The sequence below is a fragment of the Streptomyces litmocidini genome, assembly GCF_014649755.1.
GTDB classification, from domain to species: Bacteria; Actinomycetota; Actinomycetes; order Streptomycetales; family Streptomycetaceae; genus Streptomyces; species Streptomyces litmocidini.
The window spans coordinates 155,344-182,166 of sequence record NZ_BMTQ01000011.1 but is presented as its reverse complement, the minus strand read 5'-3'; the positions used below and the strand labels follow the sequence as shown (position 1 = coordinate 182,166).

Below are 26,823 nucleotides of genomic sequence, written 5' to 3'. Positions count from 1 at the left end.
GCGTAACTCCCGCGCGTTCCCCACCGGATCTTCGTACGGTGGCGGCCATGGCCGTACTTGAGCGACTCCGACCCGACCACGCGCCCGCGCTGCTCGCCTTCGAGCGGGAGAACCGGGGGTTCTTCGCCGCGCGGGTGCCCGACCGGGGCGACGCGTACTTCGAGGAGTTCGACGACAGGCACCGGGAGCTGATCGAGGCGCAGGAGGCGGGTGAGGTCCGCTTCCACGTGCTCGTCGCGGAGGGCGGGGAGATAGTCGGGCGGGTCAACCTGGTCGACGTGGACGCCGGCGCGGGCAGCGCCGGACTCGGCTTCCGGCTCGCCGAGAAGGCGACCGGGCGGGGGATCGCCACCCGGGGGGTGCGGGAGGTGTGCCGGCTGGCCGTCGAGGAGTACGGGCTCAGCCGGCTGACCGCCTTCGTGGCCCTGGGCAACGACGCGTCGAGGGCCGTGCTCGCCCGGGCCGGCTTCGGGGCCGTCGGGAGCGTGACCCTCGACGGCGGCGAACCGGGCACCGCCTATGAGCTGGACCTGGCGCTGGTCTCCTGGGAACCCGGCCTCGGCGGCAGTTTCGGGCGGGAGCGGTCCGGGAGGGACTCGTAGCCCGGGGGGCTCGCCGCCGGGGTCTCGTCCAGGAGGGCGAGGGCGACGTGGACCGCGTCGTCGAGCTGGGCGTGCCGGCCCTCGGCCCAGTCGAGGGGGGTGCGGAGGATCGCGAGGTCGGGTTCGACGCCGTGGTTCTCCAGGGACCAGCCGTACTCGGGGAACCAGGCCGCGTTCATCGGCACCGTGATCTGGGTGCCGTCGCCGAGCCGGTGGCGGCCGGTCATGCCGACGACCCCGCCCCAGGTGCGCTGTCCGACGACGGGGCCGAGACCGAGGAGTTTGAAGGCCGCGGTGATCATGTCGCCGTCGGAGGAGGTGGCCTCGTCGGCGAGGGCGACGACGGGGCCGCGCGGGGCGTTGGAGGCGTAACTGACGGGCTGGGCGTTCCGGGTGAGGTCCCAGCCGAGGATCCGGCGGGTCAGCTTCTCGATGACGAGTTCGCTGATGTTGCCGCCGGCGTTGCCGCGGACGTCGACGATGAGGGCGGGCCGGGAGACCTCCATGCGCAGGTCTCGGTTGAACTGGGCCCAGCCGGATCCGCCCATGTCGGGGATGTGGAGGTAGCCGCAGCGGCCGCCGCTGACCTCGCGGACGACCGCACGGCGTTTGGCGACCCAGTCCTGGTAGCGCAGGGGGCGCTCGTCGATGAGCGGGACGACGGCGACGCGGCGGGCGCGGCCTTCGCCCTCGGGGGTGAAGGTGAGCTCGACGGTGGTGCCGCCGGTGCCGGAGAGCAGCGGGTAGGGGCCGGTGACCGGGTCGACGGGCCGGCCGTCGACGTGGGTGAGGACGGCGCCCTCGCGGATGCCGGTGCCGGCGAGCGGGGAGCGGGCCTTGGAGTCGGAGGACTCGCCGGGCAGGATGCGCTTGACCGTCCAGCCGGCTTCCCGGGGGACGAGGTTGGCGCCGAGGAGGCCCATGGGCCGCTGGTAGTGCGGTGGTCCCTCGTTGCGGCGGGCGGGGGTGACGTACGCGTGCGAGGTGCCGAGTTCGCCCATCACCTCGCGGAGCAGGTCGGCGAACTCGTCCGGGGACGCGACCCGTTCGACGAGGGGCCGGTACTGGTCGAGGACGGCCGTCCAGTCGACCCCGCCCATGTCGGGCTCCCAGAAGTAGGCGCGGACGATCCGGCCGGCCTCGTCGAAGGCCTGCCGCCATTCGGCGCCGGGGTCGATCTCGTGCAGGATGCGCCGCAGGTCCAGGTAGACGGTGGAGTCGCCGTCGCCCGGCTCCGTGGCGGGCACGGCCCGCAGTTCGCCCTCGTCGGCGACGACGAGCCGGGTGCCGTCGCCGCTGACCGCGAACCAGTCGAGGTCCTTGGCGAGTTCGCTCCTGCGGGCCTTGGTGATGGAGAAGTGCTCCAGGGTGGGCTTGCCGGAGGTGTCGGCGGGGTTGGCGAAGGTCTCGCCGAGCGCGCCCGAGATGGGCCAGCGCAGCCAGACCAGGCCGCCGCCGCTGACGGGGTGCAGCGCCGAGTACTTGGAGGCGGCGACCGGGAAGGGCGTGACCCGGTCGGGAAGGCCCTCGATCTCCACGGTGACCGTGCCGTCGGCGGTCTCGGCGTCGTCGTCGGCGGGGTCGAGGCCGCCGGCCGCCGGGCGCCCGTCGGGGAGGAGCGCGAAGGGGGAGGGCGTGGCGGAGGAGAGCGGGACGAGGTAGGGGCGGCAGCCGAGCGGGAAGGACAGGTCGCCGGTGTGCACGTCGTACACCGGGTCGAAGCCGCGCCAGGAGAGGAAGGCGAGGTAACGGCCGTCGCGGGTGAAGACCGGGTTCTCGTCCTCGAAGCGCCCGTTGGTGACGTCGACGACGGTGCGGGGGCCGGGGCCGGAGATCCGGGCCATCTTGATGGAGCGCAGGGAGCGGCCGATGCCCGGGTGGGACCAGGTCAGCCAGTCGCCGTCGGGGGAGAAGGCGAGGTCGCGGACGGGGCCGTTGACGGACCTGATGAGTTCGGTGACCTCGCCGTTGGAGTCCTCGGTCGCGTCCAGGAGGAGGAGGCGGCCGTCGTGGGAGGCGAGGGCGAGCCGCTCGCCGTCGGGGTCGGAGACGAGTTCCTCGACCCGGCCGAGGTCGCCCGAGGCGAGCCTGCGGGGCGGCCGGTCGCCGCTGGCGCGCGGCAGGTAGGCGATCTCGACGGCGTCCTCGCCCTCGGCGTCGGTGACGTACGCGACCTGGCCGCCGCTGCCGAGCATCTCGGGGAGCCGGACGCGGACGCCGGGGGTGTCGACGATGGTGCGGGCGGGGCCGTCGCGGTGGGTGAGCCAGTAGAGGCTGCCGCGCACGGAGACGGCGGAGGCCCGTCCGGTCTCGTCGACGGAGACGGAGTCGACGTGGTGGGCGGCCGGCACCTGGTAGGAGCGGCGGCCGACGCGCTGGCCGCCGAGCCGCACCTCCAGCTTGCGGGGGTGGGAGTCGGCGGTGAGGGCGTCGACGATCCACAGTTCGCCCGCGCACTGGTAGACGACCCGGTGTCCGTCGCTGGAGGCGTGCCGGGCGTAGAAGTCGTCGTGGTCGGTGTGGCGGCGCAGGTCGGTGCCGTCGGGCAGGCAGGAGTAGAGGTTGCCGATGCCCTCGTGGTCGGAGAGGAAGGCGATCCGGCCGTCGACGACCATGGGGGCGTCGAGGTGGCCGCCGATGTCGGGCAGCAGCCGTTCTCCGTGGAGCCAGAGGCGGCCGGTGGCGCCGCCCAGGTAGCGCTTCCAGGAGGCCGGTTCGTGCGGCGGCTTGCCGGTGAGGAGGAGGGTGCGGCGCTCGGCGCCGGCGCCGCAGACGGCGGGGTCGTCGGTGAGGGCGATGTCCGAGACGGGGCCCCAGGGCTGGCGGAGGCCGGGGGAGCCGTCGGTGGGGACGGTGTAGGCCCAGGAGTAGTACGAGAAGGGCTGCCCGTGCGAGGAGACGGCGAGGATGTCGGAGCGGCCGTCCTTGTCGGGGGGCGTCCAGCCGCAGACCCGGGTGTCGGTGGAGCCCCAGTGGGTGAGGCGCCGGGCGGTCCCGCCGTCTATGGGGACGAGGTGGATCTCGGGGTCGAGGCTGCGCCAGTTCGTGTACGCGATGTGCCGTCCGTCCGGCGAGAAGCGCGGGTGGCCGACCCGGGTCCGGTCGACGGTGAGGCGCCAGGCCCGGCCGGGGCGGTGGCCCTCGGGGACGAGCGGGGCGATCCACAGGTCGTCCTCGGCGGCGAAGCACAGCAGGTCGTCGTGGAGGTGCGGGAAACGGAGATACGCGACGTCGTCACTCACCTCCCCATGCTTTCCGCGCCGAGGGGGTGAGGCAACTCGTACGGCGGTTCGTCCCGGTGTGGTCCAGGACACGTGCGAAACGGTTTCGTTTCGCAGGGGGCGGGGGTACCTTCGTACTGTACGAAACCGTTTCGTTCGGTCCGGAGGTTCGCATGGCCCGCAGCAGACTCACCCCCGAACGTGAGTCCGAGCTGTACGCGGCCGTGCTCGACCTCCTCCGCGAGGTCGGCTACGACGCCCTCACCATGGACGCCGTCGCCGCCCGCACCCACTCCAGCAAGGCCACCCTCTACCGCCAGTGGGGGAGCAAGCCCGAGCTGGTCGCCCGGGCGCTGCGCGCGAACAAGCCGGCCGACCTCTCCGAGATCGACACCGGCTCCCTGCGCGGCGACTTCCACGAGCTCATGGCGAGGACCGACGACTGCCAGATGGAGAAGGACTCCGCGCTGATGCGGGGCCTGGCCCATGCCGTCCACACCAACCCCGACCTGCACCGGGCGCTGCGCGAGCTGCTCATCGAACCCGAGATGAACGGCCTCGACGAAGTGCTGCGCAGGGCGGTCCGCAGGGGGGAGATCGACGCCGGCAACCCGGCGCTGAAGCTCGTCCCGCACATGCTGATCGGCGCGTTCGTCGCCCGGCCGCTGATCGACGATCAGCCGGTCGACCGCGCGTTCCTCAGCGCCTACGTCGACGCCGTCGTGCTCCCCTCACTCGGCGTCTGACCCCACGCGACCCCGTTCGCTCCCCCTGACGACGAACCGCTCACGCCGTCGGGCCGGCTCCCCATGCCCTGTCCCACCCCACACCGGGAGTACGCCCCCGTGGCCACGTTCCTCTACAAGCTGGGCCGCACCGCCTTCCGGCGCCGACGGCTCGTCGCCCTCCTCTGGGTGGCGCTCCTCGCGCTCGCCGGCGTCGGTGCCGCCACCGCGCCCACCGCGACCTCCAGCTCCTTCTCCATACCCGGCACCGAGGCCCAGCGCGCCTTCGACCTGCTCGAAGAACGCTTCCCGGGCGCCGGAGCCGACGGAGCCACCGCCCGCGTCGTCTTCAAGGCCCCCGAGGGCGAGAAGATGACCGACCCGGCCCACAAGGCCGTCGTCGAGGAGACCGTCGCCGCGCTCAGGTCCGGCTCGGACCAGATCGTCCAGGTCACCGACCCGTACACCGCGCACGCCGTCTCCCAGAACGGCTCCACCGCCTACGTCTCGGTCTCCTACAAGGTCAACGCCATGGAGCTGACCGACGGGACGCGCGAGGCGCTGACCCGGGCCGGACTGAACGCCCAGGGCAAGGGGCTGACCGTCGAGGTCGGCGGCGACGCCCTCCAGACCATGCCGGAGCAGGGCGCGAGCGAGGCCATCGGCATCGTCCTCGCGGGCATCGTGCTCGTCGTCACCTTCGGCTCGCTGGTCGCGGCCGGGCTCCCGCTGCTCACGGCGGTCATCGGCGTCGGCATCGGCGTCTCGTCGATCACCGCACTCGCCGAGGCCCTGGACCTCGGCACCACCACCTCCACGCTCGCGTCGATGATCGGCCTCGCCGTCGGCATCGACTACGCCCTCTTCATCGTCTCCCGCTACCGCGCGGAGCTCGCCGAGGGCCGTACGAAGGAGGACGCCGCCGGGCGCGCGGTCGGCACCGCCGGCTCCGCCGTCGTCTTCGCCGGACTCACCGTCGTCATCGCCCTGGTGGGCCTGGCCGTCGTCAACATCCCGATGCTGACGAAGATGGGCTTCGCCGCCGCCGGCACGGTCGTGATCGCGGTCCTCATCGCGCTCACCCTCATCCCCGCCCTGCTCGGCTTCGCGGGCGACAAGGTCGTCAGCCGCAAGCAGCGCAAGGGCGCGAGGGGCGGCGGGGGCGCACAGGGCGGCGAGGCCGCCGCCGGGGCGGGCGGCAAGCCCAACGGCGGCACCCGCTGGGCCCGCTTCGTCATCCGTCGCCCGCTGATGGTGCTGATCGTCGGCGTCCTCGGCCTCGGCGCGATCGCCGTGCCCGCCGCCTCCCTGGAGATGGGCCTGCCGGACGACGGCGTGAAGCCCACCTCCACCACCGAGCGCCGGGCGTACGACGCGCTGTCCGACGGCTTCGGCCCCGGCTTCAACGGCCCGCTGCTCGTCGTCGTGGACGGCGACAGGGCGACCGCCGACCGGACGGTCTCCACGATCAAGGGCCTCGGCGGCTGGGCGGCGGTCACCCCGGCGACGCCCAACAAGGCCGGCGACGCCGCGATGATCACCGTGGTCCCGAAGGACCGGCCGTCCTCGGCGGCCACCGAGGACCTGGTCCACGACATCCGCGACGCCACCGGCGACGACGTCCTCGTCACCGGCGCCACCGCGATGAACATCGACTTCTCGCAGAAGATGAACGACGCGCTCGTGCCGTACCTGGCGCTCGTCGTCGGCCTCGCCTTCGTGCTCCTGACCCTCGTCTTCCGCTCGGTCCTCGTCCCCCTGAAGGCGGCCCTCGGCTTCCTGCTCTCGGTGGTCGCGGCCCTCGGCGCGGTCGTCGCGGTCTTCCAGTGGGGCTGGCTCGGCGGTCTCTTCGGCGTCGAGCAGACCGGCCCGATCATGTCGATGATGCCGATCTTCATGGTGGGCGTGGTCTTCGGCCTCGCGATGGACTACGAGGTCTTCCTCGTCACCCGGATGCGCGAGGCGTACGTGCACGGCCAGCGGCCCGGCGAGGCGATCGTGACCGGCTTCCGGCACAGCGCCCGGGTGGTCACCGCCGCCGCGGTGATCATGATCGCGGTCTTCTCCGGCTTCATCGGCATGGACGACCAGATGGTCAAGATGATCGGCTTCGGCCTGGCCGCCGCCGTCCTCTTCGACGCCTTCGTGGTCCGCATGGCGATCGTTCCGGCCGTCCTCGCGCTCCTCGGCCGCAAGGCCTGGTGGCTGCCGAGGTGGCTGGACCGGGTCCTGCCGAACGTGGACGTGGAGGGCGAGGGCCTCGCCCGCCCCGAGGACGGGCCCGGCGTCGCGAGGCCGGACCTCGTGAAGGTCTGACGCCCCCGCGCTCCGTACGCCGTCAGTGCGTCGTCATCGACGACGTGCCGGCGGCGTACGTGTGCTTGAGGAAGCGCAGCAGGGCGGTGGTGTCGAACTGCACGACCGTGACCCCGTCGTCCCGGTGGAGTTCGACGACCGTCTGCACCCGGCCGCACGGCCAGACGCCGATGTCGCCGCGGCGGGTCGGGGTGCGCATCCCCGTCTCCAGGACGGCGCGGGGGAAGGACCACTCGACGGCGCCCGGGAAGACGAAGCGGACGGTTCCGGGGGAGTGGTCGGGGTCGTAGCGCAGGACCACGGGGACGGGGCGGGAGAGGGGGGCGTCGTTGATGATCCGCCCCTTGGCATGGTCGTCGATCACGTGTTCGTTTACGGCGGCCATGGTGACTCCTCACCTTTTGTCCTCTTGTCTACCAATGTCCCACTCCTTCCCTACCGGTGCGCGGTGCATGCGTACGGGGAGGGAGGTGTGCGCGGGGTCACGCGCCGGGGTTCTGTGACCCATGCGCTCTTGCAAGCTCTTCGCAAGAGCGCTCTATCATTTCGAACGTGCATGTACCTGACGGATTCATCAACGCCCCCGTATCGGTCGCCGCCGGTGTCGTCGCCGCCGGCGCCGTCGCCGCCGGCCTGCGCGGAGCCCGCCGCGAGCTGGACGAGCGGACCGCGCCCCTCGCCGGCCTCGTCGCGGCCTTCATCTTCGCCGTGCAGATGCTGAACTTCCCCGTCGCGGCCGGCACCAGCGGCCACCTCCTCGGCGGGGCGCTCGCCGCGATCCTCGTCGGGCCCTGGACCGGCGTCCTGTGCATCGCCGTCGTCCTGCTCATGCAGGGCATCCTCTTCGCCGACGGCGGCCTCACCGCCCTCGGCGTGAACATCACGGTCATGGGCGTCGTCACCGTCGTCGTCGCCTACGCCCTCTTCCGCGGCCTGGTCCTCCTCCTGCCGCGCACCCGCCGCTCGGTGACCGTGGCCTCGTTCGCCGCCGCGCTCGTCTCCGTACCGGCCGCGGCCGCCGCCTTCACCCTCATCTACGCCATCGGCGGCACCACCGACGTCCCCGTCCCCAAGGTCCTCACGGCCATGGTCGGCGTGCACGTCCTCATCGGCGTCGGCGAGGCCGTCATCACCATGCTGACCGTCGGCGCCGTCGTCGCCGTCCGCCCCGACCTGGTGTACGGCGCCCGCGGACTGACCGCGCCGCTCAAGCTCCGCGTCGACGGCGAACTCGTCGACGCCGCCCCCGCCGCCGCCCCGGCGGCCGGCGGCTCCCCGAAGAAGCTGTGGATCGGCGGCGTCGTCACCGCCCTCGTCCTCGCCGGCTTCGTCTCCTTCTACGCCTCCGCCAGCCCCGACGGCCTGGAGAAGGTCGCCGCCGACCAGGGCATCGACAAGAACGTCGAGGAGCACGCCGCCGCGGACTCCCCGCTCGCCGACTACGGCGTCCAGGGCATCGAGGCCCCCCGCCTCTCCGGCGGCCTCGCCGGCGCGATCGGCGTCGGCGCCACCCTCGCCGTCGGCACCGGCGCCTTCTGGGGCGTACGCCGCCGCAGGACCGCCGCCTTGGAGGCCTGACGTGGGAGCGGGGCACGCGCACAAGCTCTACCGGCACGGGCACTCGCCCGTGCACGGACTGCCCCCGCACACCAAGCTCGCGGCCGTCCTCGGCTTCGTCGTGGTCGTCGTCTCGACGCCCCGCGAGGCCGTCTGGGCCTTCGCCCTCTACGCCGCGCTCCTCGCGGCCGTCGCGGCGAAGGCCCGGATCCCGGCCGGGTTCCTCCTCAAGCGGCTGCTCATCGAGATCCCGTTCGTCGCCTTCGCGCTGCTCATGCCCTTCGTGGTCCCCGGAGAGCGGACGGAGGTCCTCGGCCTCCCGCTGAGCGTCCCCGGACTGTGGGGCGCATGGAACGTCCTCGCCAAGGGCACCCTCGGCGTCGCCGCCTCCGTGCTCCTCGCCTCCACCACCGAACTGCGGGCCCTGGTCCTCGGCCTCCAGCGCCTCAAGCTGCCGCCGCTGCTCGTCCAGATCGCCTCGTTCATGATCCGGTACGGCGACGTCATCACCGACGAGATGCGCCGCATGTCCGTCGCCCGCCGCTCGCGCGGCTTCGAGGCGAAGGGCGTCCGCCACTGGGGCGTCCTCGCCAAGTCCGCCGGCGCGCTCTTCATCCGCTCGTACGAGCGCGGCGAACGCGTCCACCTCGCCATGGTCAGCCGCGGCTACACCGGCACCATGCCGGTCATCGACGAGGCGACCGCCACCCGCGCCCAGTGGGCGTACGCCGCCGCCCTGCCGCTCTCCGCACTCCTGATCTGCCTCCTCGGACGGACGACCGCATGACCACCCCACCTCCCTCCCTCGCCGTCTCCGGCCTCGCGTACGCCTACCCCGACGGCCACCAGGCCCTCTTCGGCGTGGACCTGACCGTGGGGCGCGGCGAACGGGTCGCCCTCCTCGGCCCCAACGGCGCCGGCAAGACCACCCTCGTCCTCCACCTCAACGGCATCCTCACCGGCGGCGCGGGCACCGTCACCGTCGCCGGGCTGCCCGTCGGCAAGAAGCACATGGCCGAGATCCGCCGCAAGGTCGGCATCGTCTTCCAGGACCCCGACGACCAGCTGTTCATGCCGACCGTCCGCGAGGACGTCACCTTCGGCCCGGCCGCCGCCGGTGTCCGGGGCGCCGAACTCGACGCCGTCGTCCGCAAGGCCCTCGACCGGGTCGGCATGGCCGAGTACGCCGACCGGCCCCCGCACCACCTCTCCTTCGGGCAGCGCCGCAGGGTCGCCGTCGCGACCGTCCTCGCCATGGAGCCCGAGATCCTCGTCCTCGACGAGCCGTCCTCCAACCTGGACCCGGCCTCGCGCCGCGAGCTCGCCGACATCCTCCGGACGCTCGACGTCACCGTCCTGATGGTCACCCACGACCTGCCGTACGCCCTGGAACTCTGCCCGCGCTCGGTGATCCTCAGCGAGGGCGTCATCGCCGCCGACGGACCGACCGCCGGGATCCTCGCCGACGAGGAGCTGATGGCCCGGCACCGCCTGGAGCTGCCGTTCGGCTTCGTGCCGAGTTCCGTGGCCTGACTCTGCTCCGACCGGCCGGTCCTGCCGGTGGGTCGTGCCGAGGCGCTCCGCGCGGGGGCGGAACCGAGGTGAGGACCGGGTCACCACCCTCATCGGCCGGCTCGCACAGCGGTCCGACTTCCCCGTGAACCCCGGCGGCGCCCCCGCCCGGGGCGACCGGACCGTCGTCCGCTCGGTCCACGCCGAGACGATCGCCCCGGACGTGCGGCGCTTCACGATCCACCTCGCCCGACCGTCCCGGGCGCCCACCCGACCCCGGAATCCGGCCGTCCCCCCTCGCGTTGCACCATGGGATCCGGTCGTACGGAAGAGAGTGTGGGTCAGGTGGACGTCCAGGGCACGGTGGCGGCGGGCTGGGAGCCCGTCAGGGACGCGTTCCTGCGCAACTTCGAGCAGCGGGGCGAGCGCGGCGCGGCCGTCACGGTCCACCGCGACGGCGAGAAGGTCGTCGACCTGTGGGCGGGCACCCGCGACGTCGACGGCTCGGCCCCCTGGACCGCCGACACCGCCCAGGTCGTCCGCTCGGCCACCAAGGGCGTCGCCGCCGCCGTCCCCCTGCTGCTGCACCAGCGCGGACTGCTCGACCTGGACGCCCCCGTCGCCACGTACTGGCCCGGCTTCAAGGCCCACGGCAAGGACCGGGTGACCGTACGGCAGCTCCTCGCCCACCGGGCCGGGGTACCCGTCCTCGACCGGCCCCTCAGCCTCGCCGAGGCGGTCGACCTGGAGACCGCGACCGGGGCGATGGCCGCCCAGGCGCCCGTCTGGGAGCCCGGCACCGCCCACGGCTACCACGCCCACACCTTCAGCTGGCTCCTCTCCGGCCTGGTCCACCGGGTCACCGGCCGCACCATCGGCCGCTGGGTCGCCGACGAGATCACCGGCCCCCTCGGCCTCGACCTGTGGATCGGCCTGCCCGACGCCGAGGCCCACCGCGTCGGCCGGCTCGGCCCCGTCGAGGAGATCGACCCGCCGGGCGGCGGCGCGCTCAAGGTCCGCCCCAAGCGCTCCGTCGCCGAGGCCTACCAGGACCCGGACTCCCTCACCCGCCGCGCCTTCGGGGTCATCGACCCCAAGCCCGACGAGAACGACCCCGTCTACCGGGCCGCCGAACTCCCCGGCTCGGCCGGTGTCGCCACCGCCCGCGCCCTCTCCCGCTTCTACGCGGCCGCCCTCGGCCCCGTCGACGGCGCCGGGCGCCTCTTCGCCCCGGAGACGCTCGCCCTCGCCCGCGCGGAGGAGTCGGCGGGCCCGGACCGGGTCCTCCTCGTCGGCACGCGCTTCGGCCTCGGCCACATGCTGCACGGCCCGGCCTCCCCGCTCCTCGGCCCGTCCTCCTTCGGCCACCCCGGCCGCGGCGGCTCCCTCGGCTTCGCCGACCCGGACTCGGGGATCGCCTTCGGATACGTCACCAACGGCATGCGCAAGACGGTCACGGCCGACCCGCGCGCCCAGGCGCTGGTGCGCGCGGTGAAGACGGCGGCGCTCTGACGCGTAGGGTCGAGGCACCGGAGGAACGGACCAGTTGCAGGGGAGCGGACGCATGACGACGGTGGACTCCACGACCGACACGATGAACCCCACGAACGACACGTACGGGAAGCTGCTCGCCCTCCTCGACGAGCGGGGGGCCTCCTACCGGGTCATCGAGCACGCCCCCGAGGGCGCCACCGAGGCGGTCAGCGCGCTCCGCGGCCACGACCTCGCGCAGGCCGCCAAGTGCATCATCGCGATGGTGAAGATCGGCAAGAAGGAGAAGCGGTTCGCGCTGGTCGTCGTCCCCGGTGACCGGCGCATCGACCTCGCGGCGGTGAAGGCGCTGTACGGCGGCACGTACGTCTCCTTCGCCTCCCCGGAGATCGCCGAGGAACTCGCGGGCTCCCCGAGCGGCACCATCCTCCCCTTCGCCTTCGACGAACGGCTCGACCTGTTCGTCGACCCGGACCTCCTGGCGCACGAGGAGCTCTACTTCAACGCGGCCCGGCTCGACCGCTCGCTCGCCCTCTCGGCCGAGGACTACCGCTCGATCGCGGAACCGCGCGTCGAGCGGGTCTCCACGGACTGACGGCGGGCGCGTCCCCCGCCGGACGGCCTCAGGCCACGGCGGGCGTCAGCGCCAGTGCCGCCCCGAGTCCGACGAGCACGGTCCCGATGACCTTGTTGAGCACGCCCTGCCGCCGCAACAGCCGCGTCCGCAGGGCGGAGCGGGAGAAGAGGACGGCGGCGATTCCGAACCACACCAGGTGGGCGAACGACATGAACAGGCCGTAGCCGGCCTGCTGGAGGACCGGGGTGTCGGCGCTGACGACCTGCGTGTACGTGCTCAGCACGAAGAGCATCGTCTTCGGATTGAGCGCGTTGGTCAGGAACCCGGTGCGCAGCGCCCCGGCCTTCGCCATCCCGGCGTCGTCCGAAAGGTCCACGTCCACCCGGGACTCGGTGACGAAGGTCCTGTACCCGATGTACACCAGGTACGCGGCGCCGATCAGCTTCATCGCCGTGAACAGCGCCGGCGTACGGGACACGAGCAGGCCCACGCCCAGCATCGTGTACGCGACGTGGACGAGCACGCCGAGGGAGATCCCGACGGCCGCGAGGACGCCCGCCGTCCGCCCGTACAGATAGCTGTTGCGGACGGTCATGGCGAAGTCCGCGCCGGGGCTGATGACGGCCAGGACGGTGATGACCGCCACGGCGATGAGCTGACCCATTTTCCCGTCTTCTCGTTCAGGTGACACCGGACTTGCGACGTCAGGTGATCACGGGGTCGTTGCGGGAGGGTTTTCCGGGATGCTGGGATCGGCCCATGGACCTCAGAGAGCGTTTCCGGGGATGTGCGGCACTGGTCACGGGCGCGGGGCGCGGCATCGGAGCCGCCACCGCCCGGCGGCTCGCGGAGGAGGGCGCGCGGGTCCTCGTCACCGACATCGACGAGGAGGCGGCGCGGGCGACCGCGACGGCGCTCCCGGGGGCGGAGGCGCTGCGCTGCGACGTGGCGGACCGGGCCTCGGTGGAAACGGCCGTCTCGTACGCGGTGAGGACCTTCGGCCGCCTCGACGTCCTCGTCAACAACGCGCTCGGGCCCGTCACCCCCGACCGCGACCGCTTCGAGGACGAGCCGGACGAGACCTGGGCCGTCCAGCACGACGTCACGTTCATGGGCGCCGTCCGCTGCGCCCGGGCGGCCATGCCGCACCTCGCGGCGGCCGGCGGGCGCGGGGCGATCGTCACGATCGGCTCGGTCAACGCGGAGGCGGACTTCGGCGGCCACGCGTACAGCGCGGCGAAGGCGGCCCTGGCCTCCTTCACCCGCACCCTGGCGGGCGACGCGGCGCCGCGCGGGGTGCGGGTCAACCAGGTCGTCCCGGGCACGATCGCGACCCCGGCCTGGGCGGGCCGGGAAACCGACCTCACGGCCCTGGCCACCCGCGTCTACCCCCTGGGCCGCGTCGGCACCCCGGAGGACGTGGCGGCGGCGGTGGCCTTCCTGGCCTCCACCGACGCCTCCTGGATCACGGGCACGACCCTCCGCGTCGACGGCGGCCTGCTGGCGGTGAACACCCACTTCGGGGAGGTGCTGGGCGAGCGGTGACCCCGGGGGGCGCCCTGCCGGCCGGGCCGGACGGACCTCTTCCGGGCCTCGTGCGAGGTCCTCTGACCGGTACGGGGGCCGACGGCCGACGTCGTCGGCAGCCCCCTGCGGGGCTCACCCCGCGTGCAGCATCAGGCCGATCCCCACCACCATCAGGCCCGCCGCCGCGACCCTCGGGGCGCCGAAGCGTTCCTTGAAGAAGAGGGCGCCGATGGCCGCGCCCACGATGATGGAGGACTCGCGCAGGGCGGCGATCGGGGCCAGCGGGGCCTTCGTCTGGGCCCACAGGACGAGGGCGTACGCCGCCACCGAGAGGGCCGCGCCGAGCAGGCCCCGGGCCGCGTACGGGCGGAGTTGGGGGAGGAGCGCCGCGCGGCGGGTCCAGAGGGCGTACGCCGGGATCGCCAGGCCCTCCAGGATCATCAGCCACGCGATGTAGCCGAGCGGGGTGCCGGAGGCGCGGACGCCGACGCCGTCCACGACCGTGTAGAGGGCGATCGCCAGGCCCGTCGCGCCCGCCGCGAGCAGCGCGGGCCAGTGCGGGCGGGCGTCCTTGCCGCGGATGCCCCACAGGGCGAGGCCCGTCAGGCCCGCGCAGGCCACCGCCACCCCGAGCAACTGCCGCCCGTCCGGCACCTCGTGGACGAAGACCGCCGCGAGGAAGGTCACGACCAGCGGGGCCGTCCCGCGTGCGATCGGATACATCTGGCCGAAGTCCCCGAGGGTGAACGAGCGCATCAGCAGGACGTAGTAGCCGATGTGGAGGAGCGCGGAGGCGATCAGGTACGGCCACGCCGCCGGCAGCGGGGCGAACAGGGCCGTCACCGCGCCGATCAGCGCCCCGCCGCCGGCGATCAGCGTGAACGAGAGCAACTGGTCCCTGACGCCGTGCGCGATCGCGTTCCAGCCGGCGTGCGTGACGGCCGCGACGAGGACCGCGAACGTGACGAGCGGCGTCACGCGGAGGGCTCGCGGACGTCCACCAGCGTGCCGCCCGCATGTGCGACCAGCGCCTTCGGGTCCATCGCGAAGACCGTGTGCGGGGTGCCCGCCGCCGCCCACACCACCGGGTGGTCGAGGACGCCCCGGTCGGCGAGGACCCGCGTCCTGGTCCGGTGCCCGAACGGCGGCACGCCCCCGATCGCGTACCCCGTGGTCTCCCGGACCGCCTTCGCGTCCGCCCGGGTCACCTCCTCCGCGCCCAGCTCCTGCCGCACCCGCTCCACGTCCACCCGCGACGCGCCGTCCATCAGGACGAGGACCGGTACCCCGTCGGCCGCGAAGACCAGCGACTTCACGATCTCCGCGACCTCGCAGCCGATGGCGTCGGCGGCCTGTCGCGCGGTGCGGGTCTCGTCCGGGAAGCGCCGGATCTCGACATCGAGCCCCAGCTCCCGGAGCGCGGCGGCGAACCGGGGGTGGGCATCGGCGTGTGACGTCGTCATGGCCCGCACGCTAGCGGTCGGTGTACGGGGCACGCGACCGGGTCGCGCGAGGATCACCTCGCCTTCAGCACCTGCGCGACCACCGGGCCGGCCGCGTCGCCGCCGTGCCCGCCCGCCTGGACGACGGCCGCGGCCGCGAGGTCGCCGGAGTAGCCGGTGAACCAGCTGTTGGAGACGGCCTGGTCGTCGAGTTCGGCCGAGCCGGTCTTCGCGCCCTTCGGGGAGGGGACCCCGGCCATCGCCTTCGTCGCGGTGCCGAGACGGCTGGTGGCCGTCTCGTTCATCATCGCGCGCAGCCCGTTCGCGACGTCGCGGGGGAGCGGCTCGGCCCGGGCGAACTCGCGGCCGTCGAGCTCCTTCGCCACCAGGTAGGGCTGGAGGAACCGGCCGTTCTCCACGGTCGCGGAGAGCGAGGCGACGTTCAGGGCGCTCATCGTGATCCTGCCCTGGCCGATGTACGAGGCGGGGGTCTCGGCGCCCGCGGACTCCGGTACGGAACCGTCCGCCGCCTGGACGCCGATGTTCCACGTCTGACCGATGCCGAAGGAGTCGCGGGCGGTCGCGCCGAGGGCGGTGTCCGCGATGCCCTTGTCGCTGAGCTTGGTGATCGCCTTGATGAAGGCGGTGTTGCAGGAACGGCTGAAGGCGTCGGTGAGGGTGCCGCCGGTGATGCCGAACCTGTCGAGGTTCTGGAAGGTCCTGCCCCTCGACAGGACGTCGGGGGGACACTCGACCGGGGTGTCGGGCGTCGCCAGGCCGTTCCGCATCATCATCGTCGCCGTGACGATCTTCATCGTCGAGCCGGGGGCCTGCGCCCCCATGAACGCGGTGTTGAACTCCTTGACGGGATGGTTGGCGACCGCCCGTATCGCCCCCGTCGACGGCTCGATCGCGGCCACCGAGGCCGAGCCGAATCCCTTGACCGCCTTCTCGGCCGCCGCCTGGACCCCCGCGTCGATCGTCGTCCTCAGCCTGCCCGGCTTTCCCTTCGACAGGACGAGGAGCGTGGTGTCGGCGACGGCCTCGCTGCCCGAGTCGACGTACGTCTCGACGCCGGCCGTGCCGTCGACCTTCGCCCCGTACCGCCTGCGCAGTTCCTCCAGGACCGGCCCGAGCGACGGGTACTTCTCCGCCGTCAGTTCCACGCCGTTCCGGTCGACGGCCTTCACGGGCGGGGTTCCCGCGACGCCCGTCCGCAGGGTCCCCGCCGCCGTCAGCCGCGGGTGCAGCACGGCCGGCCGCCACTTCACCAGCGGCCGGCCGGTGGTCCGCCCCCGCACCACGGTCAGTTCGGAGGCGTACGACCAGTCCTTGGACACGCCCTCGTGGGTGACCGTCGCCTTCACGGTGAACGGCACCCTCGTCCCGACGGCCGCCCCCGGGGTGATGACCGCTTTCGAGACCTTCGCGTCCTCCCGGTAGGAGGCGACCGCCGGGCCCGCCATGACCGGGTCGTCCGTCAGCTGGGCCGCCCGTTCCGGCTCACCGGCGGCCCAGGCCGCCAGGAAGTCCTTCGCGGCCGTCGTGACCTCCTCGGCGCCGAGCGGCCCCGTCCTCGGCGCGTCACCGGCCTTGGCGTCCACGGAGGTCCCGCCGCCCGTGATCCCGTTCCAGAGGTTGTAGCCCCCGTATCCGACGCCGCTCGCCACGACGGCGAACACGCCCCCGACGATCGCGACCTTGGCCCCGCTGCGCATGACTGCGCCTCCCCTCCCCAGGTGGACCCACGAGTGAATCAGCGGCCGTGGAGGCGTGTCGAGGAACTTTCGCCACATCTGTCAGACGCGGACCGCTCAGAACATCAGGTCGTAGACGTTCCAGCCGCCGCCGACGAGGGAGCGGGAGGAGCCGGGGACGAGGCCGGACAGGGGGTCGCGCACGCCCTGGTGGAGCCAGAGCCTGCCGTCCCCGCCCCGTGCGACGAGGTCGGGGTTCTCGTCACGTCCGAGTTCGGCGGTGCCCGTGATCGCCGTGTACGTGTTCCACCCGCCGCCGACGCGCCGGCGCTGCTGGAAGGGCGGGGAGGGATAGGAGCCCCGGTAGTCGTACTTCCACAGCGCGCCGTCCCCGTCCCGGGCCAGAGCCCCGTCGCGGGCGCCCGACATGGTCAGGGCGGTGTACGTGTTCCAGCCGCCGCCCACTCGCTGCCGCGGCCCGTACAGCGTGCCGTACTCCTTCTTGTAGCGCCACAGCACGCCGTCCCTGTCCCGGGCGGCCAGACTGCCGTCGCCGACGCCGACGAGGGCCGTGTAGACGTTCCAGCCGCCGCCGACCCGCTGCCGCGGCGCGAAGGGCGCGGAGGGCTTGCCGGTGCCCCGGTAGTACCAGAGGACCCCCGCCCTGTCGCGGGCGACGACGTCGCCCCGGCCGTCGGCCGTGGGGCTCGTGAGCGGGACGACGGCGGTGTAGGCGTTCCAGCCGCCGCCGACCCGCTTGCGCGTCGCGAACGGCCGGGAGACGTCGCCCGTGCCCTCGTACCGCCACAGCACGCCGTCCCGGTCCCGCGCGTGCAGGGCGCCGCGCTGGTCCGCGGGGGGCGTCCCGGGGACGAAGTCGAGGCCGAGCGTGCCCCTGGCCACGGTCGCGCCCGTGCCGTCCCTCAGCTGGACGAGAGCGTCCGGGTGGCCCAGCACGGCCGCGGTCCGGTCGGCGTCCAGGGTGACGGCGTAGGCGAGGGTCTCGGCGGCCGGCACCGCGGGAAGGTCGAGGGAGGGGCGGACGGGCGGGTCCGGCAGCTCGGGCGGGAAGTAGGGCATGTGCCACGCACACGCGCCGTACGGGACGCCGTTGACCGCGCAGGTGGAGCGGATCACGTCCTCGCTCACCGGCGAGCTGCCCGCCTCGCCCTCCGCCAGCCAGGTGTCCAGTTCGAAGGAGGCGGTCACCGGCCCCTGGACGCCCGCCGGGAGCATGGCGGTGAACCGCAGTGTCACCGGCCCTTCCTCGCCCGCCGGAACGGTCAGCCGGCCGCCCTCCTGGACGACCGTCCCGGCCTCGGCGGCCGTTCCGACCTCGGCGGCCGTTCCGACCGCCGCCGCGGGGGACGCGGCGAACGCCGCCGGCCCCTCGAACGTCACCGGCGCCAGCGCCGCGACCAGCGCCGCCGCCACCACGGCCGTACGCACACGTGTCACGAAAACCTCCCGGGCCCCGGCTGCGGAGCCTCTGGTGCTGCGGGAAGCGCCCGTGGCGCTTCCCCGTGCACCCGTTCGACTCCGTGGCGGCGCGGAAGGTTGTACCGGACTCGGACCCGGACGCCGGGCTACACCCAGGTGTCCAGCCACATCCGGGCCCGCCACTGGTCCAGCGGAATGGGGGTGCCGGTATAGATGGGCCAGAAGTAGATGAAATTCCAGACGATGAGCAGGACGAGACATCCCGCCGCCACCGCGCCGAATGTGCGGCGTCTTTCCGATGAACCGCGGGGGCCGATGAGCGCGCCCAGCATCATGGTCACCGCCAGGCACAGGAAAGGCACGAAGACGACCGCGTAGAAAAGGAAGATGGTGCGTTCCTGGTAAAGGAACCAGGGGAGCCAGCCGGCCGCGACGCCGCAGGCGATCGCGCCCGCCCGCCAGTCGCGGCGGAAGGCCCAGCGCCACAGGACGTACAGGATCGCGAAGCAGGCCGCCCACCAGAGGAGCGGGGTGCCGAGGGCCAGGACCTCCTGGGCGCACTTCTCCGTCGCGGTCGCCGGGCAGCCCTTCGTGCCGGGGGCGGGGGACTCGTAGAAGTACGAGACGGGGCGGCCGAGGACGATCCAGGACCAGGGGTTCGACTGGTAGGTGTGCGGCGAGGTGAGGCCGACGTGGAAGGTGTACACCTCGGACTCGTAGTGCCAGAGACTGCGCAGCCAGTCCGGGAGCCAGCCCCAGGTGCCGCCCCCGACCTGCTTGTCGTGGTCCTCGGCCCAGTGGCGGAAGTAGCCCTTGTCGCTGACCAGCCAGCCCGTCCAGGTCGCCAGGTACGTCCCGATCGCCACCGGCACCACCGACACGAACGCCGGCAGCAGGTCCTTCCTGACCACGGAGGCGTACGGGCGGACCGCGCCCGCCGTGCGCCGGGCGCCCACGTCCCACAGCACCGTCAGCAGGCCGAAGCCGACCATCACGTACAGGCCGTTCCACTTGGTCGCCGCCGCGAGGCCGAGGGACACGCCGGCCGCGAGCCGCCACGGCCGCCAGCCCAGGCGCAGGGCCTCCGCGACCTCCGCGTCGGGCCGCAGCACCCCCTCCTCGTCCTCCGGCAGCGCCGCCGCGAGCCGCGCCCGCGTCCGGTCCCGGTCGAGCAGGAGACAGCCGAAGGCGGCGAGCACGAAGAACATCAGCACCTGGTCGAGCAGCGCGGTGCGGCTCATCACGAAGTGCAGCCCGTCGACGGCGAGCAGCAGGCCCGCCAGACAGCCGAGGAACGTCGAGCGGAAGAGGCGCCGGCCGATCCGGCACAGCATCAGCACGGAGAGCGTGCCGAGGAGCGCCACCATGAAGCGCCAGCCGAAGGGCTCGAAGCCGAAGAGCTTCTCGCCGACGCCGATCACCCATTTGCCCATCGGCGGGTGGACGACGTACCCGGGGTCGGTCGGGATCAGGACCGAGCCCGGGTCCTTCAGGATCGTCTTGTCGATGTCCTTCGGCCAGGCCCCCTCGTACCCCTGGTTGATCAGGGCCCAGGAGTCCTTGGCGTAGTACGTCTCGTCGAATATCACCGCGTGCGGCTTGCCCAGGTTCCAGAACCGCAGCAGGCCCGCCACCGCCGTGACCAGCAGCGGACCGCCCCAGGCGAGGAGCCGCCACAGCCGCTCGGCGGGCCCGGGGCCGATGCCGAGCAGCGACCACGTCCGGGCGGAGGGCCGGGTGTACGGGGGGACGAGCCGCTCGCGCAGCCCGATGGGCGCGGTGTCCGGGGCCGGCGGCGCGTAGCCGAACCGTCGCAGCCTCCGCTGCCAGGAAGAGGGCTCTGCCACGGGCGCCGCCATGGGGTGCTGGCCCTCCAGGGCCTCGGGTGCGGTACTGGTCACCGCGCCATCGTAGGGAACGCGCCTGTGCGAGTCGCCTGTCCGGGCTGGGAGGATGTTCCGTGTGACAGGAACGCTGGTACTCGCAGGGACCCCCATCGGTGACATCGCGGACGCCCCGCCCCGGCTCGCCACCGAACTGGAGAGCGCGGACATCGTGGCCGCCGAGGACACCCGGAGGCTGCGCGGCCTCACCCGGGCGCTCGGCATCCACACCACGGGCCGGGTCGTCTCGTACTTCGAGGGGAACGAGTCCGCCCGTACGCCCGAGCTGGTCGAGGCGCTGGCCGGCGGCGCGCGCGTGCTGCTGGTGACCGACGCGGGCATGCCGTCCGTCTCGGACCCCGGCTACCGGCTCGTCGCCGCCGCCGTCGAGCGGGACATCAAGGTGACGGCCGTGCCCGGCCCGTCCGCCGTGCTCACCGCGCTCGCCCTCTCCGGCCTCCCCGTGGACCGCTTCTGCTTCGAGGGCTTCCTGCCGAGGAAGGCCGGCGAGCGGCTCGGACGTCTGCGCGAGGTCGCGGACGAGCGGAGGACGCTCGTGTACTTCGAGGCCCCGCACCGGCTCGACGACACCCTCGCCGCGATGGCCGAGGTCTTCGGCGCCGAGCGCCGGGCCGCCGTCTGCCGCGAGCTGACCAAGACGTACGAGGAGGTCAAGCGCGGCCCGCTGGCCGAGCTCGCCGCCTGGGCCGCGGAGGGCGTGCGGGGCGAGATCACCGTCGTCGTCGAGGGCGCCCCGGAGACCGGGCCCGCCGAGCTCGACGCGGAGGAGCTGGTGCGCAGGGTGCGGGTGCGCGAGGAGGCGGGGGAGCGCCGCAAGGAGGCGATCGCCGCCGTCGCGGCCGAGGCGGGGCTTCCCAAGCGGGAGGTGTTCGATGCCGTGGTCGCGGCAAAGAACGCGGACGCATCAGGCCCCGGAAAGGGTAAAGGACTAATCTGAAAGGCAAAGCCGAAACCGGCGCCGGGTCTCTTCCCAGGGCGCTTGGCAAGGGAAGAGCCAAAAGCCTTCCATGGTTCCTTCCCCGCTGATGCGCTCCGGCCCGAAAAGGCGTCCACTGATCAGTGGAGAGGAGCTGGCATGAGCGAGATCACCGGCACCGGCATATCCGTCGCCCATGAGGCGTACGCCTTCGCCTGCATGCGCTGTGGATACGGCTGGGAGCAGGCGTACGACATCGAGCACCACGTCGACGCCGCCGGACAGGAATTCGTCGTCTACAAGGCCGACGGGGAGCGGGTACCGTCCCCGCTGTCCAGTCCCACCTGCATGAACTGCGGCGGCCACGTCGTCCGCATCATGCGCGCGGGGCAGGTGTCGTCGGTGCTCGACCTGATCGCCGCGACCGAGAAGCACCACCACGGGGCGCGGGCGACGAAGCCCGTCTCGCCGGCCGGTCCCATCGGCCAGGAGCTGACCGAGGACGCTCCCGAGAAGCCGCCGGTGCCGCACCACTGGCACCTGTCGGACCTCTTCCACCCCTTCCGGCGTCACCAGTAGGCCACGCGGGGGCACTCATGGTCCTCGTACGATCGGGGCCATGAGTGCCAAGGACGCCCCGCCGCCGCTGCCCGAACCCCTCCTCGTGGAGGTCGCGGACTCGCACACCCACATGGACCTGCAGTCCGGGACCGTCGAGGAGGCGCTGATCAAGGCCGCCGCCGTCGGCGTGACCACGGTCGTCCAGGTCGGCTGCGACGTGAAGGGCTCGCAGTGGGCCGCCGAGACGGCCGCCGCCCACGAGAACGTGCACGCGGCCGTCGCGCTGCACCCCAACGAGGCGCCCAGGATCGTCCTCGGCGACCCCGACGGCCGGTCCCGCCAGGGCGCCCGGCGGGGCGGCGGCGACGCGGCCCTCGACGACGCCCTGAACGAGATCGACCGGCTCGCCGCCCTGCCGCACGTCCGGGGGGTCGGCGAGACCGGCCTCGACTTCTTCCGCACCGGACCCGAGGGCGTCGCCGCGCAGGAGCGTTCCTTCCGTGCCCACATCGAGATCGCCAAGCGGCACGGCAAGGCCCTCGTCATCCACGACCGGGAGGCCCACGCCGACGTGCTGCGCGTCCTGGACGAGGAGGGCGCCCCCGAGCGGACCGTCTTCCACTGCTACTCCGGCGACGCGGAGATGGCCGGGATCTGCGCCGCCAAGGGCTACTACATGTCCTTCGCCGGCAACGTCACCTTCAAGAACGCCCAGCCGCTGCGGGACGCCCTCGCGGTCGCCCCGCTGGAGCTGGTCCTCGTCGAGACCGACGCCCCCTTCCTCACCCCCGCGCCGTTCCGGGGCCGCCCCAACGCCCCGTACCTGATCCCGGTCACCGTCCGGGCCATGGCGGAGGTCCGGGGCATGGGGGAGAACGAGCTGGCCGGGGCGATCGCCGCGAACACGGCCCGCGCCTTCGATTACTGATACATAACAGTTACGTGGAGTAGTCGGGTCGTCGTGGAGCGTGACCGGGACCGGGGCTAGGGTCCCGGCCTCGTGAGCACTTCCCAGGGCAGTCACCGGGCCGGACGGCGGGCGGCGACCGCCACGCTGCCCCTGCACGAGCAGCCGACCATGACCGCGCCCCTCGTCGTCCCCGTCGCCCCCGCGCCCGGGGCGGCGCCCGCACCCGGCGCCGTCCCCGGGCAGGGCTCCCGGGCCGGGTCCCGCCGCGCCGCCCGCCGCCGCAAGGCTTCCGGGGGCGCCGGAGCCGCCGCGGAAGGACTGCGGAAGCTCGTCCCGCAGGCCCTCGTCGTCGTCTTCCTGGCCGGCGGCACCAGCGCCTTCGTCGCCGACGACAAGGCCGTCGAGCTCACCGTCGACGGCGTCCCGCGCACCCTCCACACCTTCGCCGACGACGTCGCCGAGCTCCTCGCCGACGAGGGCGTCGCCGTCGGCGAGCACGACATCGTCGCCCCCGGCCCCCACCAGGCCCTGGCCGACGGCGACGACGTCGTCGTCCGGTACGGGCGGCCGGTCTCCCTCACCGTCGACGGACACCGCCGCCAGGTGTGGACGACCGCCGGGACCGTCGAAGGGGCGCTGCGCCAGCTCGGGGTCCGCGCGGAGGGCGCCCACCTGTCGGCCTCCCGCGGCGCCGCGATCTCCCGCCAGGGCCTCGCCCTCGACGTCCGCACCGAGCGGGCCGTCACCTTCCTGGCCGACGGGCGCGAGCGGACCGTCCGCACGAACGCCGCCACCGTCCGGGAGGCCCTCGCCGAGGCCGGGATCACGCTCTCCGGACAGGACACCACCTCCGTGCCGGCCGGCTCCTTCCCGCGCGACGGCCAGACCGTGAACGTGCTGCGCGTCACCGGCTCCCGGCAGGTGCGGGAGGAGTCCGTCCCGTACGCCGTCGAGCAGGTCCACGACCCCGCGCTCTTCGCCGGCACCGAGGTCGTCGAACGGCAGGGCGCCCCGGGCGTCCGCCGCGTCACGTACAGCCTGCGCACGGTCAACGGCGTCGCGCAGCGGCCCCGCAGGACCGGCGAGGAGATCGTCCGCGAACCCGTCAGCCGCAAGGTGCGGATCGGCACCCGGCCGCTGCCCGCCTCCGTCACCGGCGCCGACGGCCTCGACTGGGGCGCCCTCGCCGCCTGCGAGTCCGGCGGCCGCCCGAACGCGGTCGACCCCTCGGGGACGTACGGCGGGCTCTACCAGTTCGACCCCGGCACCTGGCACGCCCTCGGCGGCACCGGCACCGCCCAGAACGCGCCCGCCGCCGAGCAGACGTTCCGCGCGAAGAAGCTGTACGTGCAGCGGGGCGCGAGCCCCTGGCCCCACTGCGGCCGCCGGCTGTACCGGTGAGCGCGCGGCCGGACCGGTGGGCCCGCCGGCGGACGGGGCCGGACCGGTGAGCCCGCCGGCGGACGGGGCCGGACCGGTGAGCCGTAGGTCGGCCGCACCGGGGCCCCGTACGCTGTACCGGTGAGCACCACCACCGGCCCCGAAAGCCCCGACGCCCTCCTCGGCCCCGCCGACATCCGTGAGCTGGCCGCCGCCCTCGGCGTGCGCCCCACGAAGCAGAAGGGCCAGAACTTCGTCATCGACGCCAACACCGTCCGGCGGATCGTCCGCACGGCCGAGGTGCGGCCCGAGGACGTGGTCGTGGAGGTGGGCCCCGGGCTCGGCTCCCTCACCCTGGCCCTCCTGGAGGCCGCCGACCGCGTGACGGCCGTCGAGATCGACGACGTCCTCGCCGCCGCGCTCCCGGCCACCATCGCCGCCCGCATGCCGCAGAAGAAGGACCGCTTCGCGCTCGTCCACTCCGACGCCATGCACGTCGAGGAGCTCCCGGGCCCGCCGCCCACCGCGCTCGTCGCGAACCTGCCGTACAACGTGGCCGTGCCCGTCCTGCTCCACATGCTGGAGCGGTTCCCGACCATCGAGCGGACCCTCGTCATGGTCCAGGCCGAGGTCGCCGACCGGCTCGCCGCCAAGCCCGGCAACAAGGTGTACGGGGTCCCCTCCGTCAAGGCCAACTGGTACGCGGAGGTCAAGCGCGCCGGGGCCATCGGCCGCAACGTCTTCTGGCCCGCGCCGAACGTCGACTCGGGTCTCGTCTCCCTCGTCCGCCGCACCGAACCCCTCCCCACCACCGCGAGCCGCCAGGAGGTCTTCGCGGCCGTCGACGCGGCCTTCGCACAGCGCCGCAAGACCCTGCGCGCGGCCCTCGCGACCTGGGCGGGCTCGCCCGCGGCCGCGGAGGAGGCCCTCGTGAAGGCCGGGATCTCGCCGCAGGCGCGGGGCGAGTCGCTGACGGTGGAGGAGTTCGCGCGGATCGCGGAGAACAAGCCGGTGAACACGCCGGAGGCGACGGCATGAGCGGCGTGACCGTACGGGTTCCCGCCAAGGTCAACGCACAGCTCGCCGTCGGCGCGGCCCGCCCCGACGGCTTCCACGACCTGGCGAACGTCTTCCTCGCCGTCTCCCTGTACGACGAGGTGACCGCCACCCCCGCCGAGGCGCTGACGGTCACCTGCGAGGGCCCGGACGCCGACAAGGTGCCGCTGGACCGCACCAACCTGGCCGCGCGCGCCGCCGAGCTGCTCGCCGCCCGGCACGGCATCGCCCCCGACGTGCACCTGCACATCGAGAAGGACATCCCGGTCGCCGGAGGCATGGCCGGCGGCAGCGCGGACGGGGCGGGCGCGCTGCTCGCCTGCGACGCGCTCTGGGGCCTCGACACGCCCCGGGACGTGCTCCTGGAGATCTGCGCGGAACTCGGCTCCGACGTGCCGTTCAGCCTCGTCGGCGGGGCGGCGCTCGGCACCGGGCGCGGCGAGAGGCTGACGGGGCTTCCGGTCGGCGGCACCTTCCACTGGGTGTTCGCCGTCGCCGACGGCGGGCTCTCGACCCCCGTGGTGTTCGGCGAGTTCGACCGCCTCGCGGAGGGCGTGGACATCCCCGAGCCGGCCGCTTCGCCGGCCCTCCTGGAGGCCCTGGCGACCGGCGACACCGCCGCGCTCGCCGCCACCCTCGCCAACGACCTCCAGGCCCCGGCGCTCTCCCTGCGGCCCTCGCTCGCCGCGACCCTGGCGGCCGGCACCGACGCGGGCGCCCTCGCGGCCCTGGTCTCCGGCTCGGGCCCGACGACGGCGTTCCTGGTGAAGGACGCGGAGGCGGCGACCGCGGTCGCCGCCGCCCTCACCGCCTCGGGCACCTGCCGCACGGCCCGCACGGCGACGTCCCCGGCGCCGGGCGCGGTCGTCCTGGGCCGGGGCTGACCCGAGAGCCCGGCCCGGTCGGCAAGGCGTCCCCTAGAGCTTGTTCCTGGAGACGCGGGCCAGGAGGAGGTTCGGGTCCTTCTGCCCCGCAGGGGCGAAGTAGGACGCGCTGGGCACGTAGACGGTCTTGGCGCGCACCGCCACCGAGGTCGGGTTGGACAGGCCGTCCGTGCCGGTGAGGACGGTCTTGTGGGTGCCGTCGTGCCGGACGAGTTCGAGCTTGCTCGGCGTGTTCAGCGCGGCGAGGGCCGTGTCGCCGTGCCCCGCGAAGGCGAAGTCGTCGATCCCGGTGAGTCCGGTCGCCCTGGTCTCGATCGCCCCCGCGGTGCGGTCCTTCTCGAACGGGATGCGGAGCAGGGTGCCGAGGGCGGTGTTGGACACCCAGACCGCGCCGTGGTGGAGCTTGAGGCCGTTGGCGCCGAAGGGCAGCGCCGCGGTCGGCCGGAGGGCCGGGCCGCCGGCCCAGACCGTCGCGTCCACCTCGTCGCCCTCGTCCGGCACCGGCGCGGTCCACACGACGCCCCGCGCCGAGTCGGCGACGTACAGGGTGCCGCACCTCTCGTCGAGGGCGAGGCCGTTGGGAAAGCCGTCGACGGGCACCTTCACGACCCGCTGGGGCGCGCCGCCGTCGGGGCGGATGCGCCAGACGCCGTTCTCCTCCTCGGTGCCGGTGACGTAGGCGACGTACAGGGTGCCGTCGTGGGCGCGGGCGAGGCCCGTGACGAGGGCCCCCGAGGGGTCGGTCACCGCGGGGAGGGTCGCGATCTCCGTCGGTCCGGACCCGTCCTTGCCGACCCGCACCACCTTGTGGGCGAAGGCGAAGGTCAGCAGGGCGGAGCCGTCCGGCTCCAGGGCGATGTTCTCCGGGGTCTCCCCCCGGCCGAAGTCGAAGTGGGCGACGACGCGGGGATGGGTCACGGTCGGGTCGCCGGCCGACGCCGGGCCGGCGGCGAGCAGGGTGAGGGCCGCGGTGGCGACGGCGACGGCGACCAGACGTGGGCGTCTCGACATGGGCTTCTCCTCGTGGGGGGTGCGGGTGGTCTGAGGAGAGGCTGGCGGTTCACCGGCCGGGGAGCGCGGCAGCCGTGGCCGGGAGGTCGCCCGC

The 26,823-nt window shown here is 73.6% G+C and carries 24 protein-coding genes; 15 read left to right on the top strand and 9 right to left on the bottom strand.

All coding sequences use genetic code 11. The annotated features are described in order from the left end of the window. The first annotated feature begins 47 nt into the window (after positions 1 to 47). A complete protein-coding gene (locus IE180_RS23490) occupies positions 48 to 602 on the top strand; it encodes a GNAT family N-acetyltransferase (RefSeq protein ID WP_190158916.1) in 555 nt (184 codons plus the stop codon). On the opposite strand, the gene IE180_RS23485 is transcribed toward IE180_RS23490, so the two are convergent. Next, entirely contained in the window at positions 518 to 3,844 is a 3,327-nt protein-coding gene (locus IE180_RS23485) for a S41 family peptidase (RefSeq protein WP_190158915.1), read from the bottom strand. The two genes, IE180_RS23490 and IE180_RS23485, sit on opposite strands and share 85 nt — an antisense overlap. Positions 3,845 to 3,996: 152 nt before the next feature. On the opposite strand from IE180_RS23485, the gene IE180_RS23480 reads away from it, so the two are divergent. Beyond that, a complete protein-coding gene (locus tag IE180_RS23480) occupies positions 3,997 to 4,569 on the top strand; it encodes a TetR/AcrR family transcriptional regulator (protein WP_190158914.1) in 573 nt (190 codons plus the stop codon). Between the two features lie 99 nt (positions 4,570 to 4,668). Then, complete coding sequence (locus tag IE180_RS23475) at positions 4,669 to 6,864, top strand: MMPL family transporter (protein WP_190158913.1); 2,196 nt, start codon at positions 4,669 to 4,671, stop codon at positions 6,862 to 6,864. Between the two features lie 22 nt (positions 6,865 to 6,886). On the opposite strand, the gene IE180_RS23470 is transcribed toward IE180_RS23475, so the two are convergent. Further along, on the bottom strand, positions 6,887 to 7,249 hold the full coding sequence (locus IE180_RS23470) for an SsgA family sporulation/cell division regulator (protein WP_190158912.1): 363 nt from the start codon (positions 7,247 to 7,249) through the stop codon (positions 6,887 to 6,889). A 167-nt stretch (positions 7,250 to 7,416) separates the two neighbouring features. On the opposite strand from IE180_RS23470, the gene IE180_RS23465 reads away from it, so the two are divergent. The 5 genes from IE180_RS23465 (at position 7,417) to IE180_RS23445 (ending at position 12,019) form a co-directional block, all read left to right on the top strand. Beyond that, positions 7,417 to 8,442: an energy-coupling factor ABC transporter permease gene (locus tag IE180_RS23465; protein ID WP_190158911.1), complete on the top strand. Its 1,026-nt coding sequence runs from the start codon at positions 7,417 to 7,419 to the stop codon at positions 8,440 to 8,442. Position 8,443: 1 nt separating this feature from the next. Beyond that, positions 8,444 to 9,208: a cobalt ECF transporter T component CbiQ gene (gene cbiQ, locus IE180_RS23460; RefSeq protein WP_190158910.1), complete on the top strand. Its 765-nt coding sequence runs from the start codon at positions 8,444 to 8,446 to the stop codon at positions 9,206 to 9,208. Further along, complete coding sequence (locus IE180_RS23455; RefSeq protein WP_190158909.1) at positions 9,205 to 9,954, top strand: energy-coupling factor ABC transporter ATP-binding protein; 750 nt, start codon at positions 9,205 to 9,207, stop codon at positions 9,952 to 9,954. The genes cbiQ and IE180_RS23455 overlap by 4 nt, the downstream gene beginning before the upstream one ends. A gap of 324 nt (positions 9,955 to 10,278) precedes the next feature. Continuing rightward, positions 10,279 to 11,445, top strand: a complete 1,167-nt coding sequence (locus IE180_RS23450; protein ID WP_229860795.1) for a serine hydrolase domain-containing protein — start codon at positions 10,279 to 10,281, stop codon at positions 11,443 to 11,445. 52 nt (positions 11,446 to 11,497) lie between these two features. Next, complete coding sequence (locus IE180_RS23445; protein ID WP_229860783.1) at positions 11,498 to 12,019, top strand: YbaK/EbsC family protein; 522 nt, start codon at positions 11,498 to 11,500, stop codon at positions 12,017 to 12,019. Positions 12,020 to 12,047: 28 nt separating this feature from the next. Here IE180_RS23445 and IE180_RS23440 read toward each other — a convergent pair whose 3' ends face one another. Then, complete coding sequence (locus tag IE180_RS23440; RefSeq protein ID WP_190158907.1) at positions 12,048 to 12,665, bottom strand: LysE family translocator; 618 nt, start codon at positions 12,663 to 12,665, stop codon at positions 12,048 to 12,050. A 95-nt stretch (positions 12,666 to 12,760) separates the two neighbouring features. Here IE180_RS23440 and IE180_RS23435 point away from each other — a divergent pair, with 95 nt between their 5' ends. Next, entirely contained in the window at positions 12,761 to 13,546 is a 786-nt protein-coding gene (locus IE180_RS23435; RefSeq protein ID WP_190158906.1) for an SDR family NAD(P)-dependent oxidoreductase, read from the top strand. Positions 13,547 to 13,660: 114 nt separating this feature from the next. Here the strand turns inward: IE180_RS23435 and IE180_RS23430 are convergent, their stop codons facing one another. The 5 genes from IE180_RS23430 to IE180_RS23410 all read right to left on the bottom strand — a co-directional run bounded on the left by IE180_RS23430 (position 13,661) and on the right by IE180_RS23410 (position 20,008). Then, the gene (locus tag IE180_RS23430) at positions 13,661 to 14,506 is read right to left on the bottom strand and encodes an EamA family transporter (RefSeq protein WP_190158905.1); all 846 of its coding nucleotides are present in this window, start codon (positions 14,504 to 14,506) and stop codon (positions 13,661 to 13,663) included. Further along, the gene (locus IE180_RS23425) at positions 14,503 to 14,991 is read right to left on the bottom strand and encodes a YbaK/EbsC family protein (protein WP_190158904.1); all 489 of its coding nucleotides are present in this window, start codon (positions 14,989 to 14,991) and stop codon (positions 14,503 to 14,505) included. The genes IE180_RS23430 and IE180_RS23425 overlap by 4 nt, the downstream gene beginning before the upstream one ends. A gap of 53 nt (positions 14,992 to 15,044) precedes the next feature. Continuing rightward, entirely contained in the window at positions 15,045 to 16,688 is a 1,644-nt protein-coding gene (locus tag IE180_RS23420) for a penicillin-binding transpeptidase domain-containing protein (RefSeq protein ID WP_190158903.1), read from the bottom strand. A gap of 96 nt (positions 16,689 to 16,784) precedes the next feature. Then, on the bottom strand, positions 16,785 to 18,125 hold the full coding sequence (locus IE180_RS23415) for a PLL family lectin (RefSeq protein WP_190158902.1): 1,341 nt from the start codon (positions 18,123 to 18,125) through the stop codon (positions 16,785 to 16,787). A gap of 128 nt (positions 18,126 to 18,253) precedes the next feature. Next, positions 18,254 to 20,008: a dolichyl-phosphate-mannose--protein mannosyltransferase gene (locus IE180_RS23410; RefSeq protein ID WP_373302813.1), complete on the bottom strand. Its 1,755-nt coding sequence runs from the start codon at positions 20,006 to 20,008 to the stop codon at positions 18,254 to 18,256. Positions 20,009 to 20,060: 52 nt separating this feature from the next. On the opposite strand from IE180_RS23410, the gene rsmI reads away from it, so the two are divergent. From rsmI to IE180_RS23380, 6 genes are all read left to right on the top strand, one after another. After that, the gene (gene rsmI, locus IE180_RS23405; protein ID WP_190158901.1) at positions 20,061 to 20,948 is read left to right on the top strand and encodes a 16S rRNA (cytidine(1402)-2'-O)-methyltransferase; all 888 of its coding nucleotides are present in this window, start codon (positions 20,061 to 20,063) and stop codon (positions 20,946 to 20,948) included. Positions 20,949 to 21,086: 138 nt separating this feature from the next. Continuing rightward, a complete protein-coding gene (locus IE180_RS23400) occupies positions 21,087 to 21,506 on the top strand; it encodes a hypothetical protein (RefSeq protein WP_190158900.1) in 420 nt (139 codons plus the stop codon). Positions 21,507 to 21,546: 40 nt separating this feature from the next. Next, positions 21,547 to 22,416: a TatD family hydrolase gene (locus IE180_RS23395; RefSeq protein ID WP_190158899.1), complete on the top strand. Its 870-nt coding sequence runs from the start codon at positions 21,547 to 21,549 to the stop codon at positions 22,414 to 22,416. A gap of 72 nt (positions 22,417 to 22,488) precedes the next feature. Beyond that, the gene (locus IE180_RS23390) at positions 22,489 to 23,799 is read left to right on the top strand and encodes a resuscitation-promoting factor (protein ID WP_190158898.1); all 1,311 of its coding nucleotides are present in this window, start codon (positions 22,489 to 22,491) and stop codon (positions 23,797 to 23,799) included. A 120-nt stretch (positions 23,800 to 23,919) separates the two neighbouring features. Further along, a complete protein-coding gene (rsmA, locus tag IE180_RS23385; RefSeq protein ID WP_190158897.1) occupies positions 23,920 to 24,816 on the top strand; it encodes a 16S rRNA (adenine(1518)-N(6)/adenine(1519)-N(6))-dimethyltransferase RsmA in 897 nt (298 codons plus the stop codon). Then, positions 24,813 to 25,718 (top strand): 4-(cytidine 5'-diphospho)-2-C-methyl-D-erythritol kinase, encoded by a 906-nt coding sequence (locus IE180_RS23380; RefSeq protein ID WP_190158896.1) that lies wholly within the window; start codon positions 24,813 to 24,815, stop codon positions 25,716 to 25,718. The genes rsmA and IE180_RS23380 overlap by 4 nt, the downstream gene beginning before the upstream one ends. A gap of 33 nt (positions 25,719 to 25,751) precedes the next feature. Here the strand turns inward: IE180_RS23380 and IE180_RS23375 are convergent, their stop codons facing one another. Then, entirely contained in the window at positions 25,752 to 26,729 is a 978-nt protein-coding gene (locus IE180_RS23375; protein WP_190158895.1) for a hypothetical protein, read from the bottom strand. Between the last annotated feature and the right edge of the window lie 94 nt (positions 26,730 to 26,823).